Origin of the sequence: Enterococcus sp. 4E1_DIV0656 (assembly GCF_002140695.1) — a bacterium.
Classification (GTDB): Bacteria; Bacillota; Bacilli; order Lactobacillales; family Enterococcaceae; genus Enterococcus_D; species Enterococcus_D entomosocium.
In genome coordinates, this window is sequence record NZ_NGLF01000001.1 from 1,383,538 (window position 1) to 1,397,149 (window position 13,612).

The 13,612-nt window shown below is 44.6% G+C and carries 14 protein-coding genes, 1 riboswitch and 2 other annotated features; of the genes, 9 read left to right on the forward strand and 5 right to left on the reverse strand.

Going from position 1 to position 13,612, the window contains the following annotated elements; all coding sequences use genetic code 11:
* Position 1: 1 nt before the first annotated feature.
* Positions 2 to 1,591: an ABC transporter permease subunit gene (locus A5882_RS06595; protein ID WP_005232337.1), complete on the reverse strand. Its 1,590-nt coding sequence runs from the start codon at positions 1,589 to 1,591 to the stop codon at positions 2 to 4.
* A 115-nt stretch (positions 1,592 to 1,706) separates the two neighbouring features.
* Positions 1,707 to 1,880, reverse strand: a riboswitch (Lysine riboswitch).
* A gap of 147 nt (positions 1,881 to 2,027) precedes the next feature.
* Positions 2,028 to 2,330 carry a hypothetical protein gene (locus A5882_RS06605; protein ID WP_005232333.1) on the reverse strand — a complete coding sequence of 101 codons (303 nt, stop codon included), beginning with the start codon at positions 2,328 to 2,330 and terminating at the stop codon, positions 2,028 to 2,030.
* 306 nt (positions 2,331 to 2,636) lie between these two features.
* Here A5882_RS06605 and A5882_RS06610 point away from each other — a divergent pair, with 306 nt between their 5' ends.
* Together A5882_RS06610 and A5882_RS06615 are read left to right on the forward strand one after the other, a co-directional pair.
* The gene (locus A5882_RS06610) at positions 2,637 to 3,554 is read left to right on the forward strand and encodes an ABC transporter ATP-binding protein (protein ID WP_034878119.1); all 918 of its coding nucleotides are present in this window, start codon (positions 2,637 to 2,639) and stop codon (positions 3,552 to 3,554) included.
* Between the two features lies 1 nt (position 3,555).
* Entirely contained in the window at positions 3,556 to 4,317 is a 762-nt protein-coding gene (locus tag A5882_RS06615; RefSeq protein WP_086372555.1) for an ABC transporter permease, read from the forward strand.
* A gap of 73 nt (positions 4,318 to 4,390) precedes the next feature.
* Here A5882_RS06615 and A5882_RS06620 read toward each other — a convergent pair whose 3' ends face one another.
* A complete protein-coding gene (locus tag A5882_RS06620; RefSeq protein ID WP_086299019.1) occupies positions 4,391 to 5,296 on the reverse strand; it encodes a sensor histidine kinase KdpD in 906 nt (301 codons plus the stop codon).
* Positions 5,297 to 5,310: 14 nt separating this feature from the next.
* On the reverse strand, positions 5,311 to 5,979 hold the full coding sequence (locus A5882_RS06625; RefSeq protein ID WP_005232327.1) for a response regulator transcription factor: 669 nt from the start codon (positions 5,977 to 5,979) through the stop codon (positions 5,311 to 5,313).
* Positions 5,980 to 6,136: 157 nt separating this feature from the next.
* Between A5882_RS06625 and A5882_RS06630 the strand changes: the two genes are divergently transcribed.
* The 7 genes from A5882_RS06630 (at position 6,137) to A5882_RS06660 (ending at position 12,853) form a co-directional block, all read left to right on the forward strand.
* Positions 6,137 to 6,829: an NAD-dependent protein deacylase gene (locus A5882_RS06630; RefSeq protein ID WP_005232325.1), complete on the forward strand. Its 693-nt coding sequence runs from the start codon at positions 6,137 to 6,139 to the stop codon at positions 6,827 to 6,829.
* 13 nt (positions 6,830 to 6,842) lie between these two features.
* Positions 6,843 to 7,691 carry a chorismate mutase gene (locus A5882_RS06635; RefSeq protein ID WP_008376222.1) on the forward strand — a complete coding sequence of 283 codons (849 nt, stop codon included), beginning with the start codon at positions 6,843 to 6,845 and terminating at the stop codon, positions 7,689 to 7,691.
* Entirely contained in the window at positions 7,688 to 8,212 is a 525-nt protein-coding gene (locus A5882_RS06640; RefSeq protein WP_016619644.1) for a transcription repressor NadR, read from the forward strand. The genes A5882_RS06635 and A5882_RS06640 overlap by 4 nt, the downstream gene beginning before the upstream one ends.
* Positions 8,213 to 8,332: 120 nt before the next feature.
* Positions 8,333 to 8,571, forward strand: a binding site (T-box leader).
* 51 nt (positions 8,572 to 8,622) lie between these two features.
* Positions 8,623 to 8,863, forward strand: a binding site (T-box leader).
* Positions 8,864 to 8,932: 69 nt separating this feature from the next.
* On the forward strand, positions 8,933 to 10,009 hold the full coding sequence (locus A5882_RS06645) for a methionine ABC transporter ATP-binding protein (protein WP_008376218.1): 1,077 nt from the start codon (positions 8,933 to 8,935) through the stop codon (positions 10,007 to 10,009).
* Positions 10,010 to 10,690 (forward strand): methionine ABC transporter permease, encoded by a 681-nt coding sequence (locus A5882_RS06650; protein ID WP_008376215.1) that lies wholly within the window; start codon positions 10,010 to 10,012, stop codon positions 10,688 to 10,690.
* Between the two features lie 52 nt (positions 10,691 to 10,742).
* On the forward strand, positions 10,743 to 11,582 hold the full coding sequence (locus A5882_RS06655) for a MetQ/NlpA family ABC transporter substrate-binding protein (protein WP_008376213.1): 840 nt from the start codon (positions 10,743 to 10,745) through the stop codon (positions 11,580 to 11,582).
* 62 nt (positions 11,583 to 11,644) lie between these two features.
* On the forward strand, positions 11,645 to 12,853 hold the full coding sequence (locus A5882_RS06660) for a M20 family metallopeptidase (protein ID WP_005232314.1): 1,209 nt from the start codon (positions 11,645 to 11,647) through the stop codon (positions 12,851 to 12,853).
* Between the two features lie 93 nt (positions 12,854 to 12,946).
* Here A5882_RS06660 and def read toward each other — a convergent pair whose 3' ends face one another.
* A complete protein-coding gene (gene def / locus A5882_RS06665) occupies positions 12,947 to 13,510 on the reverse strand; it encodes a peptide deformylase (protein ID WP_008376209.1) in 564 nt (187 codons plus the stop codon).
* Positions 13,511 to 13,612 lie beyond the last annotated feature (102 nt).

Below are 13,612 nucleotides of genomic sequence, written 5' to 3' on the forward strand. Positions count from 1 at the left end.
CTTATTCGTTCGGGTTGATGTCTTCTAATTTGACATACGCACTGGGACCATCCATTTTGCGTTCAACAAAGCGCAAGATCTGGGTGGCACTGATGGTCAAGACTAAGTAGATCACACCGATGATCGCAAATGTTTGGAAGTATTGGAAGTTCGTTCCAGCGGCTGATGTACCTTGGAAGAAGAGGTCTGCAACACTGATAACACTTAAGACGGCAGTATCTTTGATATTGATAATGATCTCATTCCCGGTAGCTGGTAAAATGTTGCGCATCACTTGCGGCAACACGACCTTGATCATGGTTTGCCAATGGGTCATTCCGATGGCTTGAGCTGCTTCAAATTGACCGTCATCTACAGCAAAAATCCCCCCACGAACGATTTCAGACATGTAGGCACCCGTATTGATAGAAACGATCAGCACGGCTGCCAGCGTGCGATTCATGGAGACACCAAAGGCTAGAGCAGTTCCGTAGAAAATAACCATTGCTTGAACCATCATTGGGGTGCCGCGGAAAACTTCGATATAAATGGTCAGTAAACCATTGACGATGCGTTGGAAGAAACGTCCTACTGGATTTTCTGAAAGCGGCAATGTCCGGAAGATACCGACTAAAAGACCGATAATCAATCCGATGATCGTTGAAAGGATCGCGATGAATAAGGTCAAGCCAGCGCCTCGTAAAAAGAGCATGCCGTAATCATCAATGATTTTTTTAAAATCAGCGATCAGACCTTGATCCGCTGTTTCTCCGCTGGCATCTGCAGGTTGATCTAAGACTGCTTGATCCATCAGGGAAACCCGTTCTTCTTCAGAAATTCCTGCAAGAATCTCATTGACTTTTTCAACATCGGGATCGCCTTTGCGCATTCCGACTGCTACTTGGACGTCTTCTGGATTGGTTTCAAAACCGGCGCCTTCATCGAACTCGACCATCTTCAAATCAGGATTTGCCCCGACGGCAGTGACGCCTTCTGGACGTTCGCTGACGTAGCCGTCAATGATACCCGAAGCTAAAGCAACGCGCATGGAGGAGAAGTCCCGCATGGCTTGTTCTTTTTGGACCTCAGGGATTTGATCTATGACCGTATAATGGAAAGTATTCAGCTGGGCAGTGATTTTTGCCCCCGAAAGATCAGCGAGGCTTTTGGCATCGGCGAACTCGCCATCTTTACGAACCACTACCACCAAATCTGATTCATAGTAAGGATCGGTAAAATCAATTTGCTCGCGACGTTCGGCAGTTGGTGACATACCAGCGATCACAGCATCGATAGTCCCCGCTTGTAAAGCTGGCGGCAAACCGTCCCATTGGGTTTTGACGATCACTAATTCTTTGCCTAAGCCTTCAGCGATTCGTTTGGCGATCTGGACATCGTAACCGCCGGCAAACGCCGAGCCTTCTTCCCCAGAAATCGGCACGGCACCATTGGCGTCCGTCGTTTGCGTCCAGTTAAATGGGGCATAGCCTGCCTCCATACCGACACGGAATTGTTCCGCAGGCGTTTGGTCATCCGCTTGCACGGTTAGGGGCAGCTGAATGAGGGTTAGACAGAGGGCGAAGACTGCCCAGATCCAATTATTTTTTTTCATTTTTTCTCTTTCCTTTCACGAGTTGGACAAGCAGGTAAGGATGAAAAAGCAAAAAAACAGCCGTACTCCATGATTGGAAAACGGCTGTTGACAGGTCATCGTCGACAAACCTTTCACAAAACATAGCGCAACTTAGACAAGCTAAGACAGTCCGCAAATTGTTCATTTGCGGCCCAACAAAATCGATGCAAGCAAAACCGACCTTGTTTCGGCGATGTTCCCTAGCTCTGCTGTAAACGTGTTGCTTCACTCAGCAGGATTAATGAACCTCGCGACCTCTACCTAAATGTTAAAGGGTACTCGTATTTAATTTGATTCTTCTCAGAGTTTAGAAGAAAAGCACCAAAATGTCAATTCTTTTTAACAAAAAAACGACCATTTCCCTATTTTTATCAAAGAGAAAGCGGATCGTTTTTACGAGTGTCTATTGGAACCCTTAAGCGACTTTCGCTTTTGGTTCACGGCCTAAAACAGCTTGGATGACTGTCAAAGCAAGCAATAAGCCAAGTGCTAGATAGATGAGGCTTGAGTATTGTGTAACGCCCCAATCTTGTCCGAAGGTACGGTAAACCACAAGGACGATGGCTTGAATGATTGCTGTGATGACATTTAAAAAGCCGAATGCCCATAAATTGCCATTTTCTTTACGTGCTAAATAGAAGATAGAGAAATATAAGCTGACTGCCAACCAACCGAAACTGATAATGATCATTGCCCAATAAATAATAGCTGCTACCAATGTATTTCACCTCACTTTGATTCGTGACTAGTTTACCACGTTTTTTGTTCCTTGTCATGAAGGAATCTCTTTCTTTGTGAGGCAAAAAACAAAGAGCAAAAGCAGTAATGAAAAGATCATCTGCTATTGGTTGGTTTGCTGAAAAGGGACGGTTTTTCTAGATCGGTTCATTTTCAGCTGTGTATAATAGAAATAAACTATTTTTTGCAGAAAACTACGAGTTAAGAATCAATTAATAATTAGTTAATAGCTGATTTAGATCTGCTTGCTAGAATGAGCACAGAAGCAAGCAAGGAGGAAGTAAAAATGGAAAATGTTCTTAAAATCAAAGGATTAAACAAACGTTACGGCAAACAGCAGGCGCTACATGATGTCGATCTAACGATCGCTAAGGGAGATATTTATGGATTGGTGGGGAGAAATGGTGCTGGGAAGACGACCCTATTAAAAGCGATCGTTCAGTTGATCCAACCAACTAGTGGCAGTCTGCAGTTGTTTGATGTTGAAGGCGGCAAAGCGTACACTCAGATGCTGAAACGGGTCGGTAATGTGATTGAGACCCCAGTCGCTTACGACCAATTGACCGCTGAACAAAATTTGAACTATTATTGCAAAATCAGCGGGGTGGTGGAACCTGAGGCGGTCAGTAAAGCATTGGCGTTTGTCGGATTGACCAATGTTGGCCACAAGAAATACCGTGATTTTTCTTTGGGTATGAAACAAAAGCTAGGCTTAGCCATCGCTTTATTGAACCAACCGGATTTTCTAATACTAGATGAGCCGATCAATGGCCTGGATCCTGTAGCGATCGTTGAGTTTCGGGAGCTGCTTTTACGATTGAATCAAGAACGCGGCATGACGATTTTGATTTCCAGTCATATTTTAGAAGAGTTGTACCTAGTGGCTACACGTTTTGGGGTCATTAGTGAGGGGCGTCTGATCAAAGAGATGACCAAACACGAATTCGATCTGATGGCGAAACGGTTTATTCAATTAGAAGTGGATGATGTAGCCACAGCTAGCCGCTTGCTAGAGAGTCAGCTGATTTCCGAATATAAAGTCGTCAGTGACCACAAAATTCATATTTATCAAGAGAATGTGTTGATTCGTGACCTGGTCCGTCAGCTGGTTTATGAAGGGATCGCTATCGACCGGATTTCTTTTGAAGGGGAAAATCTAGAGTCGTATTTCAAAGAGTTAGTAACAAGTGAAGGGGGAAATTAAGATGTTGAATTTTATTCGAGCCGATTTGTATCGTTTATCAAGAAGTAAAAGTTTTTGGATCACAGAAGGAATTATTTTATTGTTGGTGATTTTATCCGTTGTTTCCAATGGTAGTGTAGGGGTCACTCTTGGGGATAGTACGCAAACAGCAGGCAGACTTACGGAAATGACTGGCTTTCTGGCGATCCAGACCAGTTTGTCTTCCATGTTGCTGTATTACTCCTTGCCATTGGTGATGCAGGTCTTAGGCAGTGAGTACACGAAAGGGACGATGAAGAATATCATTACCGTTGGTGTCTCCAAACCCGCTTATCTTTTTGGGAAATTCTTGGTTTATACTTTGGTGCTGGTCTTACAGATCGTCGCGATTTGTTTGGTGAGCTTTGTAGCGGGAACGGTTATTGGGGGGATTGGTTATAATGACCTTTCACAGATAGAAAACTTGTTGTATTATTTCGTTAGTTTTGTACTGATTTTATTAGCGACTTCCTCTTTTGCAGTGCTAGTTTTGTATTTGACCAAAAATACAGCGGTCAGCGTGTTGGCGACGATTTTTATTCCGATGGCCTTTGCGATTGCCCGAATCTCTTTACCCAACTGGAAGTTTTTAGAATACTTGGACTTTCAAGGCGGGTTAGAGATGGTGACCATGACTACTTTCCAAACATGGGAAACAGTCCAACCCATTTTTCTTGGGAGCCTGATCAGTTTATTGCTTTGCCTCTTGGCTGCGCATCTGGTGTTTAAGAGACAAGAATTGTAAGAGCAGAAAAACGCCCAACCGTATCGACTAGTGAAGGTCGAGCGATTGGGTGTTTTTTGTGTATAGCCATGAGTTAGTGGGGTTCAACGGACTGCTGCCAAAAAAGGGTCAAACGAAACGTCTCTTCGGTTGTATCCAATTGGATCTTGCCGTCTAATGCATTAGTCAATGCCGCGATGATATACAGACCAAGTCCGGCTTGCTGTTTATGCCGTGAAAGGTCTTCGGTATAAAAGCGGTGGGTCAATTTTTCTGGGTGCTGGATCGGTGATCTCAGCTGATTTTCCTGTTGGAAAACGATGCGATTTCCTTGCTGATTCAAGCGGATCGTCCCCGTTTCACTGCCATGTTCCAGCAGGTTACCAAGGACATTTTGGAAAATTCGTTGCCAGCTTTTTTTATCTGAAATGATCATGATGTTGGGTTGGATCGCAACCGTCAGTGATAAATGGTTTTCCTCAAAAGAAGGATAAAGCTGGAGCAGTTCTTCTTCCAATAAACGAGAAAGATTGAATTCTTCCAAAGTCAAAGCGAGCTGATTGTCTTTGAGACGCTGATAGGTCAACAACTGTTCCAGATGATTTTCGACTTTTTCTAGGTTGCTGCTGACTTTATCCAGCAGCTGTAGTTGTTGCGGGGTGAGGGTCGCATCGGCTTGCAGCAGTTGTGTGTAGCCGCTGGCGACCGTCAAAGGTGTGCGTAAGTCGTGAGAGATATTTTGAATGGCTTGTTCCAACTGCTGGTTTTCTTGCAGCATTTGATAGTGTTGCTGCTTATTTTTTCTAAGTATCTGATTGTTTAACAAGGCGATCGCTTTTAAAGCGGGGACGCGGGTCTGTAAATGGATCTCTTGATTTGTTTCGATTTCGCTGATTCTTGTTAATTGCTGGTGGTACTTTTTTAGATCATATAGTAAGAAAAACCAATAGCCAAACAATAACACAACGATCAGAGCGGCGAAAAACTGAAGTATATGCATGAGGTTCCTCCTTTTTAAGCTAGCTTGACGCCGATGCCCCAGACAGTATCGATATACGCTTCATCTGGATCGAGTGTTTTGATTTTGCTGCGTAAATGGCTGATATGGACATTGATCGTGTTTTCTTCACCGTAGTAAGGTTCTTGCCAAACAGCTTCATAGAGCATTTCTTTGGTATAAACTTTTTTGGGGTTCGCTAAGAGCAGGGAAAAAATCTCAAACTCCTTTTTCTTTAACTGAACCGTTGCCTCTCCTCGTTGCAGCTGAAACGAGTCAGGCAACAGTTGAATGTTTTTATACGAGTGGCTGCTGGCAACTGGAGGGGGTTGTTTATTTGTTCGCAATTGAACAATGATACGTGCCTTTAATTCTTCGACATTGAAGGGTTTGGTCAAGTAATCATTGGCCCCCGCCAGCAAAAGGGTGGAAACATCGGCTGGTTCATCTAAGGCAGTCAAGATAATGACGGGGACCGTGGAGGTTTGGCGAATCTCTTGCAAGACTTGTGTCCCATCTTTACCGGGGAGCATTCGATCTAGCAAAATCAAGTCGAAAGCATCTTGCTGAAAAAGCAGCAGACCTTCCGTGCCTGAATAGGCTTGCTGGACGGTATAGTCAGCTGCTAAAATAGTAGCCAACATTTCGCTGATCTCATTGTTGTCTTCGATAATCAAAATTTTCATTTGGTTTTCCCATTCTTCTTGTATTTATTGCATTTATTATAAGCAATTCCGCAAGAAAAAGCATTAGTTGCTTTTAAAAAAGAAAATGGCTGATTTTTCGCAAAAACGGTTCTTTTTCGGTTAGAATAAGAGAAAAGCCATAAAGGAAGTTAGAACGATGAAGGTATCTATTGAGCAAGCAATCGCAACGGTCACCGCCGCATCATCCGTGACCTTTTTGACGGGTGCCGGTGTTTCGACCCCATCGGGCATTCCTGATTACCGTTCCTTAAAAGGGGTCTATCAAGGACTGGCCCAGCCAGAGTATTTGTTAAGCCATGACTGTTTAGAAAACGAACCGGAAACATTTTATCAGTTCGTCAAGCACCTTTACCATCCTCAGGCCCAGCCGAACATCATTCATCAAAAAATGGCTGCGCTACAAACGAAAAAAACAGTTTGGGTCGTTTCACAAAACATCGATGGACTGCATGAAAAAGCGGGGAGTCACCAAAGAATCGATTTTCACGGCTCCTTGTACAACTGTTATTGCCGAAAATGCGGTAATCCGGTACCTTGGCAAGCGTATTTGCAGGATTGGCACCATGCAGGATGTGACGGTCAGATTCGGCCGGCGATCGTGCTTTATGGGGAAGGATTTACGGATGAAACCATTGAGGGAGCCATTCAAGCCGTTGCTCAAGCCGACCTGACGGTGGTCGTGGGGACTTCGCTGCAAGTCTATCCTTTTGCAGGGCTAGTCGATTACAGCCAGCAGGTGTTGGTCATCAATAAGGAACCATTGGCGATCCCGAATGAATATGGCATGTTGACCGCAGCAGCCGAAACGTTTTTCCAGAAAATTGAATGAAGGAGTTTATGATATGACACAACGTACCGAAAAAGAGAAAATGATTGCTGGCGAATTGTACTTTTCCCCAGATCCAGAATTGGTGGCAGACCGGAAATATGCCCGTGAACAAATGAACCTGATCAACCAAGAAACTGATACAAAAATCAAAGAGCAGTTACTAAAAGAAACTTTCGGCTCTGTGACTGGTCGAATCTATATCGAACCGAATGTCCGCTTTGATTATGGTTACAATATTTCTGTCGGCAAAAACTTCTATGCTAACTACGACTGTGTGCTATTAGATGTTTGTCCAATTACCTTTGGTGACAACTGTATGCTGGCACCCAATGTTCGGTTGTTTACGGCTACTCATCCATTGCATCCGGTCAAACGAAATAGCGGCTTAGAATTAGGGGCACCGATCGTGATTGGCGATAACGCGTGGATCGGTGGCGCGGCCACGATTTTGCCAGGGGTCCGCTTAGGCAACAATGTCGTGGTGGGGGCTGGCAGTGTGGTCACAAAATCATTCCCAGACAATGTTGTGCTGGCGGGAAATCCGGCACGGGTCATCAAGACGATCGACTTGGAAGAAGAAAACAACCAGCAAGATCCTTTGGCTGTTCAGCGAGCGGCGATCGATGACATTGATTGGCAGCTCACGCATCTTTTAGAAAAACGCATGAGTACAGTCAATGAAATCGTGCAATTGAAGAAAAGTAGTCAGTTGCCGGTTTTAGATGAAAATCGTGAAGAGAAAGTGCTGGAAAATATTCGGCAGGCGATTTCAAATCAAGCCTATGAGGAAACGATTTTAGCCATGTTTCAATCAATTATGAAACACTCAAAAACCTATCAAGAGAATCAATTGGAGGAATGAGTATGGATGGAGCAACACGTCGAGAAACGATTTTAGCGGCATTGAAGCAAGCGGACAAAGCGATCAGTGCCAGCAAACTGGCAGAATCACTAGGAGTCAGTCGCCAAATCATCGTTGGGGACATTGCCTTGCTGCGAGCAGCCGGTGAAGCGATCGCGGCCACTGCTCGCGGCTATCGACTGCAAGCACTGTTGAATGAGGCGGGGCATGTCAGCAAGCTAGCGGTGCAGCATCGGCCTGAACAAACCGAAGAAGAATTGCGGATTTTTGTCGCTTGTGGCGTGGAAGTGGTCGATGTCATCGTTGAACATGAAATCTATGGAGAGATCACTGGCAATTTGCAGATTCAAACAGACCAAGACGTGACTGATTTCATCAACAAAACCCAACATGCAGAAGCCCGCTTGCTCTCTGATTTAACCAACGGGGTGCACTTGCATACGCTGCGTTATACCGATCCTGCGGCTCTGGAAAAAGCCAAACAACAGTTAGCAGAAAAAGGCATGCTCTATCAAAATTGAGGCGTAAACCATTCTGGCAAGGACGCTATCGGCAGTCTTGGGGAACACTTAGATGAAAAAATTGTGATTTTTTGTTGACAAGACGTTCATTTTCCAGTAAAGTACAACTCAACAAGAATAATGAATCTGTTGAGAAGGAAAGTAACCGCGGATACTTTAAAGAGAGACTCTGGTTGGTGGAAAGAGTCAAGTCAGAAGCGATGAAAAATGGCCTTGGAGGATTGATTGTCGATAAGTAGGCAATCACGGATGCGCACTACCGTTACAAAGTGCACCAATCTCTAGCACGGCTAGACGTTGGGTTGAGGGAAGGGAAACCTTCTAAACAAAAGGTGGTAACACGAGTATTCGTCCTTTTACTAGCAAACGCTGGTAAAAGGACTTTTTTTATACACAAAAATCAAATAGCACCACACACGAAGAATTGGTAAGTACAAAAGCACGTTTTTTCAACAGAGAGCTTCGGTAGCTGAAAAGAAGCATCAAACGACTTTTAGAAAATGGCCAAGGAGTGATTCGTTCCGAGCAGTAGTTTGCAAGGCGACGACGGTAGCGACCGTTATCTGGCTAGAGTATGATCGTACTCGAAAAGGAGCTGTATGCGAGTACAGCTTAAACTGAGGTGGTAACACGCAAAAAGGCGTCCTCAAACAAGTCACAGGTGACTTGTTTGAGGATGCCTTTTTTTTATTGAAAAAGACAAGAACTAGGGGGAAGACGATGATTTCATTAAAAGATATATCAGTAACATTCAATCAATCAAAGAAACCCGCGATCCAAGCGGTCAAAAACGTATCGATCGAGATCGACAAAGGGGACGTGTACGGCATCGTGGGTTACTCAGGCGCCGGGAAAAGTACACTCGTCCGTGTGATCAACTTATTGCAGCGCCCAAGCAGCGGCAGCGTCGTCGTCAACGGCACGGAGCTGACCACACTTTCTGCGAAAGACCTGCGAGAAAAACGGAAAACGATCGGAATGATCTTTCAGCACTTCAACTTGATGGACAGCCGCAATGTTTTTGATAACGTGGATTTTTCCTTGAAATATGGGGGACGGTCCAAACAGGAACGTCATCAAAAAGTAACCGAGCTGCTGGCGCTTGTTGGATTGGAAGAAAAAGCCCAAGCGTTTCCTAGCCAACTATCTGGAGGACAAAAACAGCGGGTCGCCATTGCCAGAGCTTTGGCAAATGATCCAGAGATCTTGCTGTGTGATGAGGCAACTAGCGCCCTTGATCCGAAAACGACCTTACAGATATTGGCTTTGTTGAAAAAATTAAATCGGACTCTCGGTTTGACCATCGTGATCATTACCCATGAAATGCAAGTTGTCAAAGAAATCTGCAACAAAGTGGCAGTGATGGAAGACGGTGAAGTTATTGAGCAAGGTTCGAGCGTTCAGATTTTTAGCCAACCAGAAAAACCATTGACCAAAGATTTCATCCGAACGGCGACGCACATCGACCAAGCCTTAGAAACGATCCTCGGCAGTTCGAAGTTTTCTTCCTTGGCACCGAATGAATGGCTGGTGGAGCTGTCCTACGTGGGGGATCAAACCAATGAACCACTGATCGCCCAATTGTACAGTCGCTACAAAGTGACCACCAATATTCTTTACGGTAACGTGGAGATCTTGCAAGAAGTGCCGATCGGCAGCTTGGTCGTTAGCTTATCCGGAGAGTACCAACAGCGCAAACATGCCTTAGAATATTTGAAGTCTCAAGGAGTGTACACCAATATTTTAAAAGAAAATCATGCAGAACCATTAAACAATGTGATTAAAGGAGGATTTTAGATGGCTGCCTTATTAGAAAGATATTTTCCCAATGTTGTTGCGATCCAAGATGAATTTGTCGCAGCAACGATCCAAACCTTATATATGGTTTTTTGGACCTCTTTGATTGCGGGCATCTTAGGTATCTTGTTAGGGATCGTCCTAGTAGTGACGCGACCGAACGGGATTTTAGAAAATCGACCGCTCTTTGAATTTCTCGATAAAGTCATCAATGTGGTCCGCTCGATCCCTTTCATTATCTTATTGACGTTACTAGGAACCTTTACCCGATTTCTTGTGGGAACGACGATCGGCGAAACAGCAGCATTGGTTCCTCTGATTGCTGGGATCATTCCTTTCTTTGCTCGGCAGATCGAGATTGCCTTGCTAGAAGTTGACCCCGGTGTCGTGGAAGCAGCCGAAGCGATGGGCACCAGTCCTTTCGGCATCATTTTTCGGGTCTATTTGCCAGAAGGCGTGGCGGGAATCATTCGGGTCTCTGCATTGACCGTGATCAATGTGATCGGATTGACCGCCATGGCAGGAGCAGTTGGCGCTGGCGGTTTAGGTAACTTAGCCATCACCCGCGGGTACAACCGATTCCAGACCGATGTCACGATCATGGCGACCTTGATCATCTTAGTATTCGTTTTTATCAGTCAATTTGTCAGCAACCTACTCATTAAACGAGTATCACACTGACCACCACTTACGTACAAATAAAAAAACAAGCAAGTCTATGGAGGAAGAAAAAATGAAAAAAATCGTACAATCAATCGTCTTAGGGGCAGCATTATTATTTATTACCGGATGCGGAAACAATGGCAGTGCCGCAGCCACTGATCAAGAAGAAGTCACTGTGAAATTAGGAGTGATTGGCGCGGACACCGATGTCTGGGATGATGTCAAAGATCGTTTAAAAGATGAAGGCATCAATTTAGAATATGTCCAATTCTCTGATTACAATCAACCCAACGCAGCATTAGCTGATGGTTCCATTGACCTCAATTCATTCCAACACCAATTTTTCTTGGACAATTATAATAAAGAATTTGGTACCGATCTCGTATCGATCGGCAATACAGTCAACGCGCCATTAGGCATTTATTCCGACAAAGTGACGGATGTCAACGACTTGGCTGAAGGAGCTAAAGTTGCGATCCCGAATGATGTGACCAATGGTGGTCGGGCATTGCTCTTGTTACAATCAGCTGGATTGATCAAAGTGGATGAAGCAGCCGGACAAACACCAACGGTCGCGGATATTACTGAAAACCGTTTGAATTTAGAAATTTCGGAACTTGATGCAGCGCAAACAGCCCGGGCACTTTCCGATGTCGATGTTTCTGTTATCAATAGCGGCATGGCGGTAGATGCAGGATTTGTGCCTACCGAAGATGCAATCTTTTTAGAGCCTGTTGATGAAACGGCCCGTCCTTACGTCAACATCATTGCCGCCCGTAAAGAAGATGAAGACAATGAAGTTTACCAAAAAGTGGTTGCTGCTTACCAAACAGAGGATACGAAAAAAGTCATCGAGGAAACGTCAAAAGGATCAAGTGTTCCTGCTTGGGAAACCTTTGGAGCAAAATAAGTGCTATGTAATTTGATAAAAACACTGAAAAAAACCATGTAAGAAAAAGGAGAGATTTGATTATGACAACAGCAACTATTACAAAAGCAACGATTAAACCATTTATCCAAGAGCGTTTAGCCGCTTATCAAGCCTTGGCATTAGATATCCATAATCACCCAGAAGTCAGCAACTATGAGTTTTACTCAGCCGATGCCCTGATCGCCCAATTAGAAAAAGAAGGCTTTGCTGTTAAAAAGGATGTCGCAGGACATCGTACCGGCTTTGATGCCCGCTATGTCAGTGGAAAACCGGGCCCAACGATTGCCTTTTTAGCTGAGTACGATGCGTTACCAGGGATCGGTCATGCTTGTGGGCACAATCTCTTCGGGACTTATTCCGTCTTAGCAGCCAGTGCCCTGCAACCTTTCATCGATGAGCTAGGCGGGGAGATTCGAGTCTATGGGACGCCAGGAGAAGAAGGTGGGGAAAATGGTTCCGCTAAAGGCAGTTTTGTCCGTGAAGGGTTCTTCAATGATGTCGATGCCGCTCTTTGTGTCCATCCAGCCCATCGCTATGGCAAAACGACAGCGTCATTAGCCAATGATCCAGTGGATATCAAGTTCTATGGTCGAGCTTCCCATGCGGCAGCTGCACCAGAAAAAGGCATCAACGCGTTAGAAGCATTGCTGCAAGTCTTTAACGGGATCAATGGATTGCGTCTTCACTTACCAAAAGACGTCAATATTCATGGTGTGATCACCGATGGTGGCGTGGCAGCCAATGTCGTGCCAGAATATGCAGCCGGTCGTTTTTATTTACGAGCAGCCAATCGAGCGACCTTGAACGATGTCTACGAGAAAGTCGAAAACATCGTCAAAGGAGCCGCTTTAGCCACGGGAGCGACCTATGAATTCGGCTTGTTCCAAAACTCCGTCGATGATGTGATCGTGACACCAAGTTTTGATGAGATTTTCTTTGCCCATGCCCAAGAAGCGGGCGTACCTGCCGATGAGATCGATACGGAAGCCAAAACAAGTCTTGGTTCTTCTGATGTCGGCAATGTCAGTCAAGTGATCCCGACGATCCAACCCACCGTTTCGATTTCAGATGACTACATTGCGGGTCATTCGGAAGAATTCAAAGCCGCTGCCAAGAGTGAAAAAGGCTTGCAGTCGATCGCTATCGCGGCTGAACTTTTAGCGCTGACCGCGTTAGATCTTTTTGAACAACCGGCGTTATTAGAAAAAATCAAAGCCGATCATCAAGAAAGCCTAGCAAAAGGCAATTAACGCCAAAACCTTGAAGGAAGATATCCAGAGGATACTCAATAATATAGAAGAAAAAAAAGTCTCTGCCGCAAAATGTCGGTAGAGACTTTTTAGTTAGTCGATGACTAAAATGCCTTCTTTCAATGAAAAAGGATTTTGTTGATTGATATGATCGTAGAACATGACCCCGTTCAAATGATCGATCTCATGCTGAACGACGATCGCAGGATAGTTCTTTAAACGAACTTTTTTCTTTTTGCCGTTGATGTCGTAATAGCTGATCGTGATCCGGGCATGGCGTACCACGTAGCCAGGGACTTCACGGTCCACGGACAGGCAGCCCTCGCCTTCACCCAAACAAGCTTCTTGCACGGAATGACTTAGAATTTTAGGATTGTAAAGAACATCTTTAAAATCAGGTTCTGCTTTTTCTGGATCGCTGCTAGGGACGAGGACCGCTGTGATTCGTTTTGAAATATCTAATTGAGGAGCTGCTAGACCAACACCACCTCTTAATTCGAGTTCTTCTGCCTTGACTGGGTCTTGGCTGTTTTCTAAAAAGGTCATCATTTCTTTTCCTAGTGCGATATCTTCTTCGCTCAAAGGAAATGGTACTTCTTTTGCTACTTCACGCAAGGTTGGATTGCCTTCGCGAATAATATCATCCATTGTAATCATTGATGATGTGATTCCTCCTACTATGTAAAAATGACGAAAGCAAGTTTCGTTCCTAATAAAGTGTACCACAAGTGCAGAAAGAAGGGCATAAGAAAGTTTAAA